This window comes from Zavarzinella formosa DSM 19928, assembly GCF_000255705.1.
In the GTDB taxonomy this organism is placed as follows: Bacteria; Planctomycetota; Planctomycetia; order Gemmatales; family Gemmataceae; genus Zavarzinella; species Zavarzinella formosa.
The window spans coordinates 285,018-303,656 of the sequence record NZ_JH636442.1; the positions used below are offsets into that span (position 1 = coordinate 285,018).

An 18,639-nucleotide genomic window follows, 5' to 3' on the forward strand; every position below is an offset into this window, starting at 1 on the left:
GACTAGAACCGCGTCAATTCTTCTCTTTTTTGATCGGCGTGAGCCCAACCGATTCGTATCCGGCCCGCTTGCAGACATCCATCACTTCGATCAACCGGGCATAACTCAGGTCAGGCGAAGCCTCGATGGTGACTGAGATAGCCTCGGGGCCCTTGCCGGCCGGTTTGGGAATATCCTTGAGAGCCTTCAACAACGCCGCCAGTTTGTTTTCACCAACCAACTCGGCGGGCGCCGAGACCGGCCCCTTGAAACTGATCAACCCAATGTCTCCCTGCGAGGAGAACACCGTGATCGTATATTCGTCTTTTTTGTCATCCGAGGGAATATCGACTTTATCGGTCGGTGTCTCGGCCGCGTCCGGCTTTGGCAGATTAATCGACATCTGGCCTTCGGTCGGCATCGGCTTGAAGGTCAGCATGAAGAAGGACAAAAGCTGAAAGCTCATATCCAACATCGGCGTGATCGGCAGGGTGATGTCGATCGGGGGCTCTTTTTTCTTCTTGTGGCTCATGTCGATCCCCTCATTTCGACCCGGGCAGTTCGGCCCGAAGTTGCAAGTGCTTGAAGCCGACCTTTTTGATGGCCGTCATCGTCTTGTGCAAATCGCGGAACTTGGCGTCTTTGTCAGCCCGGATGATTACCGTGACCAGATCATAAACCCGCTCGGGGGTTTTGCCATCTTGGTTCAGGCGATTGACTTTCACGAAGTTCCGCATGTTGAACATAATTTCCGACTCGTCGATAATCGGTTCTTTGCCGGGAAACAAGATGTGGCCTGATTTGTCCACATTCACATACATGAAGTTCGTGTCCTTGGCCGTCAGCGGCTTCGCCTGGCTGGCAATGGGCAACTTGATTTTGTCGCTCATTTCGTCGGACACGAAGTTGGTCACGAGCATGAAAAACATGACCAACTGGAGAACCATGTCCAAGAGCGGAGTCAGGTTTGGCTCCGAGCTGACTCCGTCCTCACCGCCACCGCCGCCGTGACTCATCTGGAAACCCCCGCGAGGAACCTGTGAATTGGGATGACGGAACCCGGTCAAGAGTTCCGTCCGTCACCGAAAGTCCGCCTCGAAACTTAGCGGGCCGGAGCCGGCGGCGGGGGAGGCGGCGGGGCCGACGCCGGTCCGGCGGTCGCCGTTGTTCCGGTCGTGCCCGTGGGAACGCCGCCGGCCTTCTTGGAGTTGTGGTACATCTGGGTCAGCAGATCGTCCGCAATGTGGCTCGTGTCCATTGACACTGAGATGATGCGATTGCGGAAGAAAGCGTTGAAGAAAATAGCCGGGACGGAGATGCCGATCCCGAGGAACGTCACAGAGAGGGCTTCCGAAATCCCCTTGGCCAGTTCGGCCGGATTCGGCGGACCACCCTTCCCGAGCGACATAAACGCCCGGATCATCCCGAGCACCGTTCCCACCAGCCCGATGAGCGGCCCGAGCGACCCGATCACGGCTGTATAGTTGTTTAGCTGTTCCTTGCCAGACCGGATGCTGTCAAGCATGTTCGAGGCGGCATCACGGGCGTCTTCCAATCCATACTGCAACCGGCTCATCCCGGCCGTCAGCACCCGGCCGAGGAACGAGGAGTCGTTCCGGGCCATGTCGAAAGCTTCCTTGAACCGGCGCTTGTTGACGGTGTCAATGAATTCATCCACGAAGCCCGGCGGGATGGCGACGCTCATCCGCAGGTCGAGCAGCAACAGGACGATGAGGGCGACGAGGGCGATGGAGGGAAGCCCCAGCACCACCATGAAGACCCAACCGGCCGACTCGATGATGTGGAGGAAGATGCTTTTGTCGGGTCTTGCCGCATCGCCCTCCTGCGCGAACGACGGATCGGCCGTGAGAAGCAGAACCAGAACGGCGAGCAAAAAGGTTGCCATCGCAACCCAACGCCGTCGCGTCAACAATTCGAGCATGGTGACTCGCTGTAAGGGAGATACAAGAACAGAGTGTTTCCGATTGTTGCCCGAGGTGGGGGCTCAGAATCGACCGAAACACTCACAAGACAGTGATTTTGGGTAAAGGTATACAACATGGAAACGCATTCAACCACTCGGGTCAAGAGTTTTCTTCGCGTGGACAATATTTTTCCATCGCAACCCCGGCGTTTTCGGATCTTTGAGCGGGCGGCCAAACGCGGGACTTGATATGCTTGACGGAATGGACTGGGGATTTGTTCCAACAAATGAACAAGGAATTCGGAGCAGGGTCATGACGCGGGGAGAACAATTTGCCGGCCTGACGGTCGCCTTGGTGACGCCATTGAAGAACGGCGAAGTGGATTACGACGACCTTCGGAAACTGGTCGACTGGCACGTTGCCCAAGGAACCGACTGCCTCGCCCCGGTCGGAACCACCGGCGAATCCCCCACGTTAAACCACGACGAACACGAGAAAGTCATCAGCGTGGTCGTCGAGCAGGCCCGCGGCCGCATCAAGGTCATGCCGGGCACGGGTTCCAACTCCACCCGCGAGGCGATTCGGCTGACGAAGTTCGCCAAGAAGGTCGGCGCGGACGGGGCGTTGATGGTCGGCCCGTATTACAACAAGCCGACCCAAGAAGGCTATTACCAGCACTTCGCGGCCGTGGCCGAGTCGGTGGATATCCCGATTGTGCTGTACAACATTCCGGGCCGCACCGGGTCGAATATTCTGCCGGAAACGATGGCCAGACTGGCTGAAAAATGCCCAACCCTCGTGGCCGTGAAGGAAGCGACCGGCTCTCTGGACCAAGCCTCGCAAATCATCGCCCTGACGAACCTGACGGTTCTCTCAGGGGACGACTCCCTGACGCTCCCCTTGATGAGCATCGGCGGACGCGGGGTGATTTCCGTGGTGGGTAACATTGTCCCCAAGGACATGAAAGCCTTGATCGCCGCCTTCAACGCCGGGAACATTCCCGAAGCGCAGAAGTGGCACAAGCAACTCTTCCCGCTTTGCCGGGACATGCTCGGGGCGGCGACAAACCCGATCCCCCTCAAGACGGCGATGATGCTCTTGGGCCGCGGCAACGGCGAATTGCGGTTGCCGATGTGCGGGATGGATGACGCGGGCAAGGACAAGATTCGCAAGACCCTGACGCAATACGGCTTGCTGTGAAATGTGCGTCAGGTGACATGCCTGACCTGTCGTTCAAACGAAAAACCCCGCCATTTCGGCGGGGTTTTTCGTTGGCTCACACCTTCGGAATATTCACCCATTGCTGGCTCTTCGCCGAATCCAGAATGGCGTCAAGAATCACTTGGGTTTCCATTGCATCGCGGAATGTCGGCGAGCAAGGTTTGCCGCTCGACAGCCCTTCGATGAAGTCGGCCACCTGATGCACGAAGCTCGACTCGTACCCGATGGCCAGACCGGGAACCCACCACTTGCCCATGTACGGATGGTCACCATCGGTGACGTGAATCGAGTGCCAACCGCGGATCTTGGATTCATCCCGGTGGTCGAAGTATTGAAGGCGGTGCAGGTCGTGCAAATCCCATGAAATCGAGGCTTTTTCGCCGTTGATTTCAAAGGTGTACAGGGCCTTGTGGCCTCGGGCATATCGCGTGGATTCAAAGTTCGCCAGCGACCCGTTCTCGAACTTGCCCATGAAGGTGCAAGCATCGTCGATGGTCACTTCCTGCACCTTGCCGGTGAGGTTGTGCTTGCGTTCTTTGATGAAGGTTTCCGTCAGCGCCGAGAGGCTCGACATCCGGCCGTTGAGCCACAGGGCGGTGTCGATGCAGTGAGCCAGCAAGTCCCCGGAGACGCCGCTGCCGGCGGCCGCCGCGTCGAGCCGCCAGAGGCCGTTGCCCCCCTGCGGCAACTCGGGGGAAATGGTCCAGTCTTGCAGGAATTTGGCCCGGTAGTGGAAGATTTTGCCGAGCCGGCCTTCGTCGATGAGTTGCTTGGCCAGTGTGACCGCCGGGATGCGGCGATAGTTGTACCAAACGGTGTTTGCCACCCCGGCCTTTTCAACAGCCTCGACCATCTTGCGGCCCTCAGCCGCGTTCAGGGCCAGAGGCTTTTCGCACAGGATCATCTTGCCCGCCGCCGCCGCCGCGAGGGCAATTTCGCAGTGCAGATTATTGGGCACGCAGATATCGACGGCGTCGATGTCCTTGCGTTCGAGCAGCTTTCGCCAGTCGGTTTCAATGGATTCGTAGCCCCATTGGTCGGCGAACTCTTTGGCCTTCTCGGCGTTGCGGGCGCAAGCGGCTTTCAAGACGGTGCGGTACTTCAGGTCAAAAAAATTGTTCACCTGAACGTAGGCATTCGAGTGGGCACGGCCCATGAAGCCATAACCGATCATCCCGATATTGAGCGGCTTTTTTGACATGGAGAGTTCCTGGTTGGTTGGGGGTTACTTCTTCGGATTCGTCTTGGGTTGGTGATAGTGCTCAAAGACCGCCAAAGCGATGTCCGCGCACAATTTGTTTCCGGCGTTGTCGGGAGTCCAGGTCTTGTCTTTGTTTTGATTGGTCAACACGCAGACCGCGACCGGCCCGCCGGGGAAGTACAAAATCCCCGCGTCCGTCCGGGCCTCGTTCACCGAGCCGGTCTTGTGGGCGACCACCACGGACGGCGGCAAACGCCGGGGGAACTTGTCCTTGTCTTCGCATTTTTTTAGATGGGCCAGCATTGCCTTGCTGGCCGCCGGAGAAACCAGTTCTTCACGGTGAAGCAACTCCAGCAGCGAAACCATGTCCTTCGCGGTGGTGGAACCGAGGCCGTATTGTTTCGTGCGAGCCGGATCGACGGAGGTGGTCGAACCCTTGAAAACCTTGGCGTTGATGCGGGTTTCGCCACAACCCATCGCGGCCATCCGGTCGTTGACGGCCTTGATGCCCACTTGATCCAGCACCAAGTTCGTGGCCGTGTTGTCCGAATAAACAATCATGAGCCGGATGGCGTCCCGCAGGCTCATGGTCATGCCGGGGGAAAAGTGTTCCGTGAGGATACCTGACCCCGGCACCATGTCTTCTTTGGTCAGGGTGATTTTCTGATCGAGCTTCACCTTCCCGGCCAATTCTTGGGCATAAGCCTCGGCCATGATCGGGAATTTGATGAGGCTGGCGGTGGTCATTACCTCGCCTGAATTCAGGAGAATGGTTTCCCCTGTTCCAAGATGTTTGACCGCCACCGACACCCGGCCCTCATGGGCCTTGGCCAATGCGGAGATTTTTTGCTCAAGCACGTTAAGATTCGACCCAGCGGCAGGCAGTGCCGCCAGACAAAGCATCACCGTGTGAAACATCAAATCTCCCCTTGAAATGGCGAGGAATAAAGGGAAGAGAAGACCAACCACAAAGACTCAAAGATCACACAAAGTTTTACAAAGGAAAACAAATCAATTCAAAAACAACAAGCGAAGAAAATCTCAAAGGAAACAAAGTAAAAACGCATCAGAAGAATGCCTTTCCTTTGTCTCTTTTGATTTCTTCCTTTGCTTCTATTTTGTTTTAATCTTTGTGAAGCTTTGTGTGATCTTTGTGCCTTTGTGGTTAGTGCCTTTTACTTCTCTTCCTTCTTTCCCTTCACTTACGCCACGTATTTGGCCCGCAGTTTATCCAAGAACTTCTTGCTGTCGGCGGTCACTTCCCAAGCCTTCGGCCAGAAGCACAGGTCCACACACCACCAATCGTTCGGCACACCGGCTTTTTGGATGGCGGGAATCAATTGGTCGAAGTCCAGGTTGCCGGTGCCGAACGGGTTGTGGGTCGAGGTATTGTGTTCGTTGAGGCTGCCGTCCGAGTCGATCAGGTGGATGTGGGTGATCTTCCCGTGGAGCTTTTCAAGGAGTTCCAAGGCCCCGCCCTTGAGCAGTTCCTTTTCGCCTTGGTGGTTGGCGCCGATGGCCGCGCACATGTGAGCGTGGCAGGTGTCGTACAGCACGCCAAAATTGGCGTTGCCCTTGGCCTTCACACCATCGACGATGGCCAGCACTTCGGAAGGCTTGTTGAACACGAAGCCCGGCTCAAACTCCCAGCACATCTTCATGCCGAAATCGGCCGCAATCTTGCTGCACTTGTCCCACACCGAAATAATGCGGTCCATGCCCAGCTTCGAGTCCATGCCCGAGGTCGTGAAGAAATCGGGCGATTCAACCGAGTCCACCCGGATGGTCTTCACATCAAGATCGGCGGCAAAAGCCGCATAGCCGAGGAAGGCCGACATGTACGGGACCGGGTTTTCGTCGAGGATCGACGGGCCGGGCTTTTTGAAGCTCCACAGGTCAACGGCGATGCCGGAGAGGGCCAAACCGTGGTCGGCGATTTCCTTTTTCAGCTTCGCCCGGCTGGCCTTGGTTGGGTGCGACACGGGCGTCGGGTGGACGCCGAAGCTGCCGAGTTCCACGCCTTCATAGCCAAGGTCTTGCAGTTTGTGCAGCACTTGATGAAAGTCGTTGGTCGGGACTTCTTGATTGAAAATGTAAGCCCAAGAACCGATGGAAAGACGAGCGCTCATGGAGAGAATCCCCTGAATGATGACAGTGAATAAAGTTTGATCGGTCAGGCCGCCGGTGGTTCCGTGCGGCCGAATCTAATGGCTGACGTTGCGATTCACAAGCAGAAAGTTTTGCTTACTTGATCTCGAAAATGCACTCGATTTCCACCGAGATGTTGCCCGGCAGGGAGTTGGTGCCGACGGCGCTTCTGGCCCCGACGCCGTTTTCTTCGCCGAACACCTCGGCCATCAGTTCCGAGAAACCATTGATGACCTTGGGTTGATCGCCGAAATCGTCCGTGCAGTTCACCAGCCCGAGGGTCTTCACCAACTTGACAACGTTGTCCAGCGAGCCCAGCGTGGCCTTCACGGTGGCGAGAATCGCCAATCCGACCTGCCGGGCGGCGGCTTTGCCTTCCTCCAAATTCAGGTCTTTGCCGACTTTGCCGGTAATTTGGGTCTTGTCCGGCTTCAGCGGGCCGTGGCCGGAGACGTACAGCATGTTACCGACTTTGACGGCCGTTTTGTACTTGGCGACGGGAACAGGGGCCGGGGGAAACGTGAGGTGAAGTTCTTGAACGCGGGTTTCGGGGGTGCTTGCCATGAATCGGCCTCGGGAAGACACGGATTGGGTATGCACCAAACAGCATACGAAACCGATCTTCCCGAGTGAACCGCTCAACCGGCCTGTCGCATCAACGAAACTCCCGGAGCCGGGGTCACGCCGATTGTCTGGTTAAATCGCAACCCGGCTTCCGTGCGTCGAAGCAGTTCCGGGGAGGGGCGAAACCGTTCGCCATAGCGAACCCGAAGTTCATGGAGCCGGTTCACGATGCGCAACAGTCCGGTGTCGTCCGTGAGCTGCAACGGTCCCGCCAGCGATCTCGGCCATCCCCCGGCAAGAACCGCGACATGGTCGGCGCTTTTGTTCAACAGCACCGACTCGTTCGACGCCAGTTGGGCGGCCTCGTTGATGACCCGGTAAATCAGGCGGTCCCCGGCGTCCGTCAGGCCCGTCGCCATGTCCGTGATGTACGGGGCCTTGGTTTGACGGTCGTGATCCCGCCAGAGGACCATGCGGGCCAATTCGTTTTCGGATTTCCAGAATCCGTGGCGATAAAAGCCCTCGCCGTTCGATTTTCCATTCCAGCCATGCGGCCGGAATTTTTGAAACAACAACGGCCGGGCAAAGCCATCCCGTCGGGCCAGTTGCAATTGGGCAGTGAGCGTCGCCAGTTCCTCGAAACCAATCTCGTCGCACCATTCCAACGGCGGCCGGACAAACCCGAGTTGAATGGCCAGCCCGTCGATCTCACGCGGGGAAAATCCGTCCGCGACCAAGGCGACCGCCTCCGACAAGTAAGCCAGCAGCAGCGTGTCGGCCACCCGCCCCGGCCGGTCGGTGACGAGGTGCGGGGCGAATTTCAGAGAACCCAGCCATGATCCGATTCGGTTGACCGCGTCCGGTGATGTCTGCGGTCCCTCGGAAATTTCGATGAGGCCCGGCGTAAGTGACCATTCCGGAAGATGCAGGCCGATGATGCCGGCGGGATTGGGCAACCCAGCCTGGACTTCCGCAACCGTGACACTGTTTCCCACCAAGGCAATCACCGTGCGCGGGGAAATCCGGCCGGCAACGACGGCCAATTGACGCCGAAGTTCGGCCGGGTCTTCGCCCGGAACCAGCAGCAGTTCCACCGAGTCCCGGCGTTGATCGCCGAACTGTTCCCGCGACCATTCCGGATCGGCGGGAAGCGTCTCTATCTCCAATCCACGGGACCGCAAGGCTTTTCCAACGGCTGATTCCTCTTGGCCGGTTCCCAGCCAAAAGAGGCGACGAACCGGCTGGAAAGAACCTTCGGCGATAACGGGAACCGATTCCAATTCTTGAGAGATCGTCAGTCGGTTCTGTGTTTCGTCATCCGTCAGCAATTGAGCCATCACCCGCCGTTCGGCGACGTGGTTCTCCACCAGCGAATGCTGATGCAAACCAACCAGTTGGTCAAAGAAGTCGGTTATCTGAGATTCCGGAAGTTTCACACGGCTAGAGGGAAGATACCGTGTGATCCCGCGACGAAGGCGATTCCAAAGCGATTGTTTGACGACATGCCCGTCGGCGATCTGATCCAGCAGACGACGCAAACCAGTTTCGGCCTCCGCCTCGGGCATCAACACATCCGCGATCCCCAAGCGGTCGGCCATCACGGCGTCAATCCGCACATCGGTGCGGAACCAACGCCGGGCATTGCCCGGTCCCGTCCGGTTCGTGAGCCGTTGCGCGCCGCCCCAACAGGGAACAAGTCCCTGCTCATGAAAGCCCGGTCGGAAGTTCGTGGCCGGGCGATTCACGGCGATGATGGTTGAACACGCCAGCGCGATCTCCAACCCGCCTGATTCGCAGTCTCCCTCGACGAAGGCCAGCGACGGCATCGACAAGCCCGCTATTTTGCGGGTCAATTCCTGGCCTCGCATCACACAGGCCGCGATTTCGTTGGAAGTCTTCAACGACTTCCATGTTTCGGCATCCAACCCGCGGCAAAACACCTCCGGGCGGCCGCTGCGAAGCACCAGTGCCTCCAGAAATTTCATCTGGCCGACACGTTCAATCAAGAGCGTCAGTTCGTTGATGAGCGGAATTGTCAGAGTCTGATCGGTGCGGAGATGAAAGTCGAGCCATATGGTGGCGACGAGTTCATCCGTTTCCAGCCGAAAATTCGGCGATTCGTAGAGCATCACGAGACGGTTCCTTCCGCAGTCGATCAAGTGCGTCCTGCACTGGCGAGCATTTTGGTCGGGGAAAGGAGAATCGGTCAAGGGGAATTCGGCCGGACGTGGGAAACAGGGCAATTTGCAAAGACTGGAAAAAGAAAGAACACCGGCAAAGACCGGTGTTCTTTGGAATCAGTGAGATTGTCAGGCGATCACTCGAAGTTCGGCAGCCAGCCGCGACGCAGTTCCTTGCCCCGGACCACAAAGAACCGCACCGGAGAGAAACTTGCCAAGTCGGCATGGTTCAGGACGAAGCTGACGTTCTCGGAGGTGATCGTTTCCCATTGGTGAAGACCAATCAGGATGTCTCCCCGTTGGAAGCCCGCCCGAGCGGCCGGGCCGTCGGAAACGACTTCCTTGACCAGCAAGCCGCCGCGAAGTTCTTTGTTCACATGCGTCACCGAATCGGGTGTGACGGCTTCCAGCCGAAGCCCGAGCTTTTTCCAGATCACATCGCCGCCGGCCGAGGAAACCGGGACGGCCGGAACGATTCGTGAATTTCCACGCAGGGCCAGTTCGGCCTTGATCGAGTCGCCGGATCGCTTGACGGCCACGTCAAGTTTGGCGTTCGGCGAGGATTCAAGGTAGGCCCGTTCCACATCCAACAGGCACTTCACCGGGACATCGCCGAGCTTTTCGATCACATCGCCGGCCTTCAAGCCCGCCTGTTCGGCCGAGCTGTTCGCTTCGACGCTATCAACGGCCACCCAGCGCTTGATCGGATTCGATGAGGAATCCACCATGTCGCGGCCAACGATCCCGTGCGACTGACCGAGGCGCCGTCGCACGGCCAGCATTTCGGAAGTCGTCTTCAACACTTGGTCAATCGGCAAAGCGAAAGCGATGTTCTGGGCATTGGCCCGGATGGCGACGTTCACGCCGATCAATTCCCCGTGGACATTCAACAACGGGCCGCCGGAGTTCCCCGGATTGATGCCCGCGCTGGTTTGAATCAAAGATTTGTACGACACTTCTTTGTTCAGGGTCACATCGCGTTTCAGGGCGCTGACGATTCCCGTGGTCACCGTGTGTTCGTATCCAAAGGCATTGCCGATGGCGATCACCGGCTCGGCCAGCATCAGGTCCGATGATGTCCCGAGCGGAATGACCGGCAGCGGCTTGGCCGGGTCGATTTTGAGGACGGCGAGATCATTCTCCGGATCGCGGGCGATGATCTTGGCGGGAAGGCTCGTCCCGTCGTGCAGACGAACCCGGAGCAGGTAGACATCATCAACCACATGGTAATTCGTGATGAGATACCCGCGAGGATCGATCACGATGCCGGTGCCCATGCCGTTGACACGATGCTGGGTGAGGGCAAGGTCTTTTGCGGAGTTGAACGGCGACTTGGCATCGCTCACCGTCCGCTCGCTGTGGATGTTCACCACGCACGCCTTGACCCGTTCCACCACTTCGACGACCTGCGTTTTTCGGGGATTACCGAACGCGCCGGTTGTCGTCGGAATCACCAGTTCGTCAGCCCGGCTCTCGGGCGTCCAAGGGGAACCACCGCCGAGGGCGAGCGTTGATGCAATCACCCCCAGGCGACAACGCGAAATCAACGTTGAAAGCATGTGTACCCCAGAATCGGGAACCCAAACCATGCCGGCGATCCGTCGCCCGCCACGGTTGTTTCCGCAGAGTCAAGGATCGGTTGTTCAACGCGCGATTCTCCATCTCCCCGACCTTTCCGGAACGAACAGAATCCCCCGAAACAACCCGTGGCGCCAGTCTTACCGGTCGGTCGTGTGTTGCGGAATGGTATGATTGTCCGGGTCATTCGGTGGAGGCGGTGAAGATGTGATGAAAACGTGAGCAGGCGGAGGGAGAACGCAAAAACGCCGCAAGTCGGCGTCCCCCGGTCGGGGACGCCGACTTGCGGCGTTGATTCAGACGGGCGATTCAGGCCAAACTCACGGAGCGTAGTCGGTGAATTCCCGGGTGATGTCCTTCTGTACATCGGGATCTTGACCCACAAACAAGTGGAGGTGATCCTTGTCGATGTACAACACTTGCACCCGGCGCTTCTTCAGCTTCGCGGGGAACGGGTAATCGGACTGGATCGTTTCCGTGTAATACACCGTGCACTTCCAGTGGCAATGATGCAACCGGGCCCAGCCAACCAGCGGGAAGAACCGTGGCGGATCGATCTTGTCGACGATCCGTTCGGAATTCACACGAATGTCATCGCGGAATTCCTCATACACGAACGGCACCCCGCGAGCTACCTTCTGGAGGGTGCGAATCACTTCGCGTTCCGTCGGGGCGTCCTCGCAAAGCGGTTCCGGATAGCCTTCCCGCACCGGCGGCATGATCGGCGTCCGTTGGTCGTTCTTGTGAAGGTACTTTTCTTCCATCCGTTCAGCCACCCAAGGCTGGACCGGAACGGGGGTGAGCAAACCCATCCCCACCGGAGTGCAACCGGCGACGGCCATCGGCCCCACGCCGAGCAGCATCAGGAATCCGCGACGCAGCCAGTTCATTGTGACTCCCCTGTTTCTTCCCGCACGTCATCAGTCGTCTGACCGGGCGACGCACCGATGAAATTCCGCGACTCAATAATCCGAGATTGCCGAATGTATCGGTCACTTCTTCGGACGGACTTGAACGCAACTCCCGAAGATTGCCGATTCCAACGTTTCCATTGGCGGGACCGGTCCTATCAATTGACCATCACGTTCAGGAGGCTTTGCCAAGATGGTTTATCTCTCCCGGATTTACACAAAGAGCGGTGACGCGGGCGAAACCGGCCTCGGGGACGGTTCGCGCGTTCCCAAAAACGCCGTGAGAGTGACGGCCTACGGCGAAGTGGACGAGTTAAACACGGTCATCGGGCTGATCCTGATTGTCCCGGAGGTTTCGGAAGCCGTGTTGCTCCGGGGAATCCAGCACGATCTGTTCGATCTCGGCGCCGATCTGTGCGTGCCCGTCGCCCCGGATGAATCCACCGGAGCCTTGCGCATTACTCCGGCCCAAGTTGAACGGCTGGAAAAAGCGATTGACCGGCTGAACGAACACCTTCAACCGCTGCGAAGTTTCGTCCTGCCGGGGGGCACGGCGGCCTCGGCTTGGCTGCATCTGGCCCGGACTGTTTGTCGCCGTGCTGAACGGAGCGTGGTCACACTGATGCAAACCGAAACGATCAATCAACAATCCTTGATTTACCTAAATCGCCTGTCCGATCTGCTGTTCGTGATGGCCCGTCACGCGAACGATGGCGGCAACGGCGATGTTCTGTGGGTTCCCGGTCAATCACGATGAGTGCCGCCGACGCGAGACCCGTTCGCGGGCGACTGGCCCCCTCCCCAACGGGGGCGCAGCATCTGGGCAACGCCCGCACTTATTTGATCGCTTGGCTGGATGCCAAATCCCGTGGTGGGAAAATGGTATTGCGAATCGAGGACATCGACACAGGCCGATTAAAACCCGGAGCGGCCGATCAAATCATTGAGGATCTTCAGTGGCTCGGGCTGACATGGGACGAGGGGCCATTTTTCCAATCACAGCGGTTGCCCGTCTACCGAGAAGCCCTTGATCGATTGAAGGCGGCCGAACTTGTTTACCCCTGCGTTTGCAGCCGGGCCGACATTTTGAACGCCGCGAGCGCTCCGCACGCCGGCCAAGAAGGAATCACCTATCCGGGAACCTGTTCCGGCTTCCGTGCCGGGGACGCGGCCAACCTCACCAAGCCTTATGCGTGGCGGGCTAGGTTTGACCGTGCTTCGTCGTTTACGGATCGTTTCCACGGGCCAACCCTTTGGGAACCATCCCAAATTGGCGGTGATTTCGTTGTCTGGCGCAACGATGACACTCCGGCCTATCAACTGGCCGTCGCCGTTGATGACGCGGCGATGGGGATCACCGATGTGATTCGCGGAGACGATTTGCTTTCCTCTACGCCGAAACAACTTTGGATAGACGAATCCCTGAAACTCACTTCGCCGACGTGGATGCACGTTCCGCTGGTGGTCAACACAGAGGGAAAACGGTTCGCCAAGCGTGACGGCGATGTACAATTAAAACACCTTCGGTCGGCCAGCGTGAAAGCCGAGGCGGTCATCGGCCTGCTGGCATGGTCATGCGGCTGGCTCGAAAAGCCGATCCCGATCACGGTCAACGAGTTGCTTCCCGTCTATCGGCCGGAATTGATCACCCGGAATCCGTGGGTGGTGTCCCAAAATGTTTTGGCCCAAATCGTTGATCTTCCCTGAAATTCTCTTCTAGATTGACTTTATGCGAATCCTCTTAATCTCGGACATCCACGCCAACTGGGCCGCGTTGGAAGCCGTCCGCGAAGAATTCGACGTGTGCCTGTTTCTGGGCGATCTGGTGGATTACGGCCTCGAACCGAATCCCTGCATCGCGTGGGTGCGGGAACACGCCACCCATGCCATTCGCGGCAATCACGACCACGGGGCCGCCCAAGAGGTCTACCTTCAGGGGGCCAGCGGATTTCGCTACCTCACCGGCGTGACCCGGCCGGTCACCTGCGCGCAACTCTCGGCAGATGACCGGCGGTATCTCGCCACGTTGCCCAGTACGCTTTATCTCACGCTCGACGAAAAACGGTTTTTGCTCGTTCATGCCACGCCGCGTGATCCGTTCGATGAATACGGTCCGCCGGACCCGGAATTTTGGAAACGGCGTTTGGAAGGAATCGACGTGGATTATGTGTGCGTCGGCCACACACACGTGCCTTTCGTTCTTCAGGTTGGCGCTACCACCGTCATCAACCCAGGAAGCATCGGCCTGCCACGCGATGGCGATCCTCGGGCTTCCTACGCGATCATTACGCCCGAAGGGATCGAACTCAAGCGGGTCGATTACGTCGTGGGGGACACCATCCGCTTGCTCCGGCAATCGAACCTGCCCGAAATGGCCAAGAACCTGCTGACCGAAATCTACCGCACGGGCAAGCTCGATAAAAAGAACGGCCACCAAGAAGTGGTGGTCGAACGAACGGTCGAAATGCCAAAACTCGCGTGATTACTTGGGCAACACAGACGAAGGCGGGGCGGCTGTTTCCACATATCGCAGTTCCCGGTTCGGATCGAAGAACCGCAGATAGGCCGCGTCGTCTTTGCCCGTGGTCGTTGATGTGAACACGATCTCGTTTTTCCCGGCGGCCAGCGGAACATTCACGCTCAACTGATCCGGAATGGCGGCGGTTCCGCTCCCCTTTTGATCGACGGCCACCGTTTTGCCGTTCACCGTCAGCGTCCACGTTCCCTTCGCGCCGACGAGCAAGCGATAGGTTTTCGCCGCCGGAGCGGTCACCTCGGCCGTCAACGGCGCCGATTTCGACTCGCCAGCCTTCAACACGGCCCGGCCATTCACCCCTACCGGCAAAGCGGCTCCTTCCGGAATCAGGAACGGGTTGGCCATCACATAGCGGACGAGATCCCGGAAATCCTGCACGGTCATGTTGTAACCCAAGCCCTCGGGCATCAGGGATTTTTCCTGCACCTTGAGTTGGTCGATGTCTCGTTTTTGAATCTGCTTCAGGACGCCGTTCTCCCCCTTCAACGTGATCGATTGATCGTCCTCGGCATAAAGCAGCCCGGTTTCCACCCGGCCGTTGCTGAGGTTGATCGTCCGCATGAAATAGGGGGCGCCGATCACGCGGTTGGGGTCGAGGACATTGACGAGCAAATATTCGATGTCCCGCCCGGCGCCTTCGATGTTCGGGCCAACTTCGCTCCCCCGGCCGTCGAATTTGTGGCACTTGGCGCACTGATTGTCGAACACGATCTTGCCACGCGCAAACGACCCCGGAGCGGCCGCCAGTTGCGCCCGCATCTTGTCGATCACCACGTTGAGTTCGGCCGGGGTGGCCCTCATCCGGCCCCATACCTGTTCGATTTGGGTGTTTAACTTGCTGTCCTTCAACGCCTGAATGCGGATGATGGTGTTGTCCGTCAGTTCAGCCCGATCCACCTGTTTCTTGGCGACGGCCGCCAAAAGGTCATTGGCCCAATCCTTGCGACCGGCGAGAGCGTTGACCACTTCGTTTCGCAATGGCGGCGTGAAGTTTTTCCACGACGCCAGCAAGTCGCGGGATACTTCCGGGGCATCCACGCCCGCGACGGCCCGAATCGCTTCGGTCCGCAGGGCGTTGTCTTCATTTCCTTGAATCAACCCGAACATCGGCTTGAGGATCGAGTGGTCGCGAGTCACCCCCAAGTCGCGGATGGCTTCCTGCCGTTCGGCCAACGGCTTCCCGGCATCAATGGCGACTGCCAAGGCTTTGCGAATCGCCGCCGGATCGCTGAACTTCACCGCCAGACTGTTCGTGAGCCGAACCACTTCCGGCTTGGTGTTCTTCGCCAGCGTCTCTTGCACACCCTTCCAGTTGCCCGGTGCCAGAACCGTCCGGTTGCCGATGGCCGAGGCGAGGGCGTCCAGTGCTTTGAGCGTGACCGCTTCGTCGGTGACGCCGCCGATAAATTCGAGACACAAGGCAATGTCTTCCGGCTTGCCGGTGGCGACGAGTCGCTTCATCGTGCGCGGCACGATCGTGTCAGTGATCAGTGCGTTGCCAGCCGCGTTTTCCGCAAGCCACTTCAATTCATCGGTGATGCCTGCTTTGCCGAGCGATTTGGCGATGGTCTTTTCGTAAGCAACCCAGAGCAGTTGCGGGATCATTGGATCTTTGACATCGTCTTTGGCTTTCAACAATTCGCGGAGAATCGGGATGACATCCACCCGATCTGCGAGCCGACCGGCCGACGAGGCTAGTTCTCGGCGAACCATCGCCGGACCTTCTTTCTTAGCCAATACTGTCAGGATCTGGACAATTGTCGCTGGAGTGGTGTTGGACAAGTTTTCGCTGATGGCTCGTACCTCAAACGGCATCGTCACGCTAGTCATGGTTTGCTTCGTGTAATGCTTTTCGTAAAAATCAGCCGCAAATTTTGGTTCCGTTCTCGATGTGGCAGCGTACCTAAGCAGTTGAACTGCCGGAATGTCAGATCCGGGCGGCCCTTTGCCTTTCGGTCCTCCCAACGCAAGAATTTCAGGATGCCGCTCGCCGATCAACCGCAACGCCGTGCGGGCGACATACGGGTTTGGGTCTTTTAGGGCTTCTGTAAGTTCACCATCATTCAATATGCCGATGTCTTTGGCCTTTTTCGTCTTCAAATCCTTGGTTTGAATCCGGTAAACCCGTCCCCGTTCGTAGTCCCAATCATCCGGGTTGGTCTGGTGGCAGGGATTCTGGTCGTGCCAGTCGATGCAATAGATTTCTCCGTTCGGTCCCCAGCGGAGATTGATGGGCCGGAAGTTCTTGTCCCCGCTCACAAGGAAGTCATCCCCTCGGCTGGCGGTGTAACTGGAACCGTTCGGCTTCAAAATATTTTGCTTGAGCGAGCAGCCGTGGATACTGCCGAAGATCACGCTGTTGCGATACTTCTCCGGCATGACCGGCGTGTCGAGCGAGATGAGGCCGGCGTGGGCCCAACCACTTTCCTTGTGGAACGTGTGGTCGCAGATTTCCTTGATTTCCCCATAGGCATACGGATTGGCCGCCTGGCCCCCCTGCCGCTTGTAAATGCCGCCGGGGACCATGTGGAACAGGTGTGGAATCACGCAGCAGGCGAGGATGTATTGCCCGTCTGAGTTGCGGTAATCCATGCCCCACGGGTTACTGGTGCCGTCCGAAAAGACCTCGAATTGTTTGGTCTTGGTGTCGTACCGCCAGACAGCCGCATTGAGACGGGTCGCCGGGCCGTCCGCTTGGCCGGGCTTTACTTCGGAGTAAGTGAACACTCCGTGCAAGCCATAGAGGCGGCCATCCGGACCCCATTGGAAAGTGTTCAGTGTTTCGTGGGTGTCTTGGGAGCCGAAGCCCTTCAGCAGGACCTCGATCTTTCCCGGTTTGTCGTTCTTGTTTTCGATGAAAAAGAGATAGGGCGGGGCGCCGAGGTAGACGCCGCCGTTGCCGACTTCGATGCCGGAGGCCAAGTCAAACGGGACGGGGAAATCCTTCCCCTCAATGAAGATGGTCGATTTGTCGCAAACGCCGTCGCCGTCCGTGTCTTCTAAGATGCGGACCCGGTCTCGCGGCATCTTTCCCTTGGCCGTCCGCTTGGGATATTCAAAGCACTCCACGACCCAGACGCGGCCTTTTTCATCCACCGTCATGGCGATGGGATTCACCAACTGTGGTTCGCCAGCGAAGAGTTTGACCTCAAAGCCCTCGGCCACCTTCATTCTGGCGACGGTTTCTTCCGGCTTGAGGTAGGGTTGGCCGGAACCCTTCCGGTTGTCGAACCCGAATTCTTTTTGGGCAAACGCCCCGGATGCGCCGAACAAGACCGCGACAATCACGGCCGGGAGAGTTGCACGCATGTAAACCTCGGCATCTCAGTTGGAGTGAGAGACCGTTTTACCACGGCGGGATGTGTTCGGACAGAAAACGTTTTTGACATGCCCTCTCTCCCTCATCTCGCACGGTGGTTAAAAATGCTTTTGCCATGCCTCGGGCATCGGGATGATTTCTTCCGACACGTCATCAAAACGATGATCGGCTTTGTTCCACATCCGATGTAGCATCACCAGTTGATCGCGGGCGAAGGTGTATTCGTGATAAGACCAACGGCCCTCTTGGGTGGAACTGCCCACACATACCTCCACACAGGATGATCCGATGATTGGCAGGTGATACCGGACATGCCGATGGCCGTGAAACCAGAAGAAAGCCTCTTTGCCCATGATGTCCCAAAGTTTGCGGGCATCGCGAAGCTTTCGCCAGCGCAATTCCGGGTGGCCGTTGCCCAATTGGTAAGGGTAATGAGTCACCAGAATCTTGGGGCCGGCGGGCAGCGAGGACATCAGTTTTTCGAGCCGGTCTAGTTGGACCTGTCCCACCTTGCCCCGCGAATCCCACGGGGCGAGATTTGGCCGGGAGGAGTTCACACACACGAACCAGATGCCGTTCAATTGCCGGGCAAAGGGGTAAACGTGTTCGTCCACTCGCAAGCCGGTTTGCCAAGAGGCGAATGTCGTCTCGAACAATCTGGCCCGGACGCTTTGCCGCATGTAGTGGTCGTGGTTTCCCGGCACGGCCAAACCGGGCATCGCTTGCAGCAACGGGGCGAAAATTTCGGAAGCCATCGAAAACTCACGCGGCGTTCCGATGGTCGTGGCATCGCCGGTGAAGATGACGCCGTCGAGTTGCCGGGTCGGCAGTTGTTCGACCAGATGGCGACAAATTTCCGGGGCATGACGAAAGAGTTTGCTTCGCGTCAACCGGCTGTTCGCCCAGCCAACGGCCCGTTTGCTCAACCAATCTCGCATGCGGAGACGGGTTTTCTCGTCGATCAAATGCACATCACTAATATGAGCCAGGCGAAGCGGTTGTGCGCTCATTCGATTCCAGCCACTGTGGAGAGCAGGCGTTGCGTCGGGTCGACAAGAACCACGTTGATCTTACCGG

Annotated in this window: 16 protein-coding genes; 4 read left to right on the forward strand and 12 right to left on the reverse strand. The window is 58.0% G+C overall.

The features are described from left to right. Positions 1–13: 13 nt before the first annotated feature. The 3 genes from BGIM_RS0122420 to BGIM_RS0122430 form a co-directional block, all read right to left on the reverse strand. On the reverse strand, positions 14–511 hold the full coding sequence (locus BGIM_RS0122420; protein WP_020471972.1) for an ExbD/TolR family protein: 498 nt from the start codon (positions 509–511) through the stop codon (positions 14–16). A 10-nt stretch (positions 512–521) separates the two neighbouring features. Then, on the reverse strand, positions 522–995 hold the full coding sequence (locus BGIM_RS58025; RefSeq protein ID WP_020471973.1) for an ExbD/TolR family protein: 474 nt from the start codon (positions 993–995) through the stop codon (positions 522–524). 86 nt (positions 996–1,081) lie between these two features. Next, complete coding sequence (locus BGIM_RS0122430; protein ID WP_020471974.1) at positions 1,082–1,921, reverse strand: MotA/TolQ/ExbB proton channel family protein; 840 nt, start codon at positions 1,919–1,921, stop codon at positions 1,082–1,084. A 295-nt stretch (positions 1,922–2,216) separates the two neighbouring features. On the opposite strand from BGIM_RS0122430, the gene dapA reads away from it, so the two are divergent. Beyond that, entirely contained in the window at positions 2,217–3,104 is an 888-nt protein-coding gene (gene dapA, locus BGIM_RS0122440; RefSeq protein WP_029630289.1) for a 4-hydroxy-tetrahydrodipicolinate synthase, read from the forward strand. A gap of 76 nt (positions 3,105–3,180) precedes the next feature. On the opposite strand, the gene BGIM_RS0122445 is transcribed toward dapA, so the two are convergent. From BGIM_RS0122445 to BGIM_RS0122475, 7 genes are all read right to left on the reverse strand, one after another. Next, positions 3,181–4,326 carry a Gfo/Idh/MocA family protein gene (locus BGIM_RS0122445; RefSeq protein WP_020471976.1) on the reverse strand — a complete coding sequence of 382 codons (1,146 nt, stop codon included), beginning with the start codon at positions 4,324–4,326 and terminating at the stop codon, positions 3,181–3,183. Between the two features lie 24 nt (positions 4,327–4,350). Next, positions 4,351–5,244 carry a serine hydrolase gene (locus tag BGIM_RS0122450; protein WP_020471977.1) on the reverse strand — a complete coding sequence of 298 codons (894 nt, stop codon included), beginning with the start codon at positions 5,242–5,244 and terminating at the stop codon, positions 4,351–4,353. Positions 5,245–5,528: 284 nt separating this feature from the next. Continuing rightward, positions 5,529–6,455 (reverse strand): sugar phosphate isomerase/epimerase family protein, encoded by a 927-nt coding sequence (locus BGIM_RS0122455; RefSeq protein ID WP_020471978.1) that lies wholly within the window; start codon positions 6,453–6,455, stop codon positions 5,529–5,531. A 115-nt stretch (positions 6,456–6,570) separates the two neighbouring features. Then, entirely contained in the window at positions 6,571–7,038 is a 468-nt protein-coding gene (locus BGIM_RS0122460) for a RidA family protein (RefSeq protein WP_020471979.1), read from the reverse strand. 74 nt (positions 7,039–7,112) lie between these two features. Next, positions 7,113–9,167 carry an enoyl-CoA hydratase-related protein gene (locus tag BGIM_RS0122465; RefSeq protein WP_020471980.1) on the reverse strand — a complete coding sequence of 685 codons (2,055 nt, stop codon included), beginning with the start codon at positions 9,165–9,167 and terminating at the stop codon, positions 7,113–7,115. Positions 9,168–9,355: 188 nt separating this feature from the next. Then, complete coding sequence (locus BGIM_RS0122470; protein WP_162136277.1) at positions 9,356–10,777, reverse strand: trypsin-like peptidase domain-containing protein; 1,422 nt, start codon at positions 10,775–10,777, stop codon at positions 9,356–9,358. A gap of 339 nt (positions 10,778–11,116) precedes the next feature. Continuing rightward, positions 11,117–11,686: a hypothetical protein gene (locus BGIM_RS0122475; protein WP_020471982.1), complete on the reverse strand. Its 570-nt coding sequence runs from the start codon at positions 11,684–11,686 to the stop codon at positions 11,117–11,119. 214 nt (positions 11,687–11,900) lie between these two features. On the opposite strand from BGIM_RS0122475, the gene BGIM_RS0122480 reads away from it, so the two are divergent. The 3 genes from BGIM_RS0122480 to BGIM_RS0122490 are packed head-to-tail and all read left to right on the forward strand — an operon-like array spanning position 11,901 to position 14,189. Next, complete coding sequence (locus BGIM_RS0122480) at positions 11,901–12,464, forward strand: cob(I)yrinic acid a,c-diamide adenosyltransferase (RefSeq protein ID WP_020471983.1); 564 nt, start codon at positions 11,901–11,903, stop codon at positions 12,462–12,464. Continuing rightward, positions 12,461–13,414, forward strand: a complete 954-nt coding sequence (gene gluQRS / locus BGIM_RS0122485) for a tRNA glutamyl-Q(34) synthetase GluQRS (RefSeq protein ID WP_020471984.1) — start codon at positions 12,461–12,463, stop codon at positions 13,412–13,414. Before BGIM_RS0122480 ends, gluQRS begins: the two co-directional genes overlap by 4 nt. 22 nt (positions 13,415–13,436) lie before the next feature. Continuing rightward, entirely contained in the window at positions 13,437–14,189 is a 753-nt protein-coding gene (locus BGIM_RS0122490) for a metallophosphoesterase family protein (RefSeq protein ID WP_020471985.1), read from the forward strand. Here BGIM_RS0122490 and BGIM_RS0122495 read toward each other — a convergent pair whose 3' ends face one another. Both BGIM_RS0122495 and BGIM_RS0122500 read right to left on the reverse strand, forming a co-directional pair. Beyond that, positions 14,190–17,552, reverse strand: a complete 3,363-nt coding sequence (locus tag BGIM_RS0122495; protein WP_020471986.1) for a PVC-type heme-binding CxxCH protein — start codon at positions 17,550–17,552, stop codon at positions 14,190–14,192. It lies immediately after the preceding gene. A gap of 108 nt (positions 17,553–17,660) precedes the next feature. Continuing rightward, positions 17,661–18,572 (reverse strand): metallophosphoesterase family protein, encoded by a 912-nt coding sequence (locus tag BGIM_RS0122500; RefSeq protein ID WP_020471987.1) that lies wholly within the window; start codon positions 18,570–18,572, stop codon positions 17,661–17,663. Between the last annotated feature and the right edge of the window lie 67 nt (positions 18,573–18,639).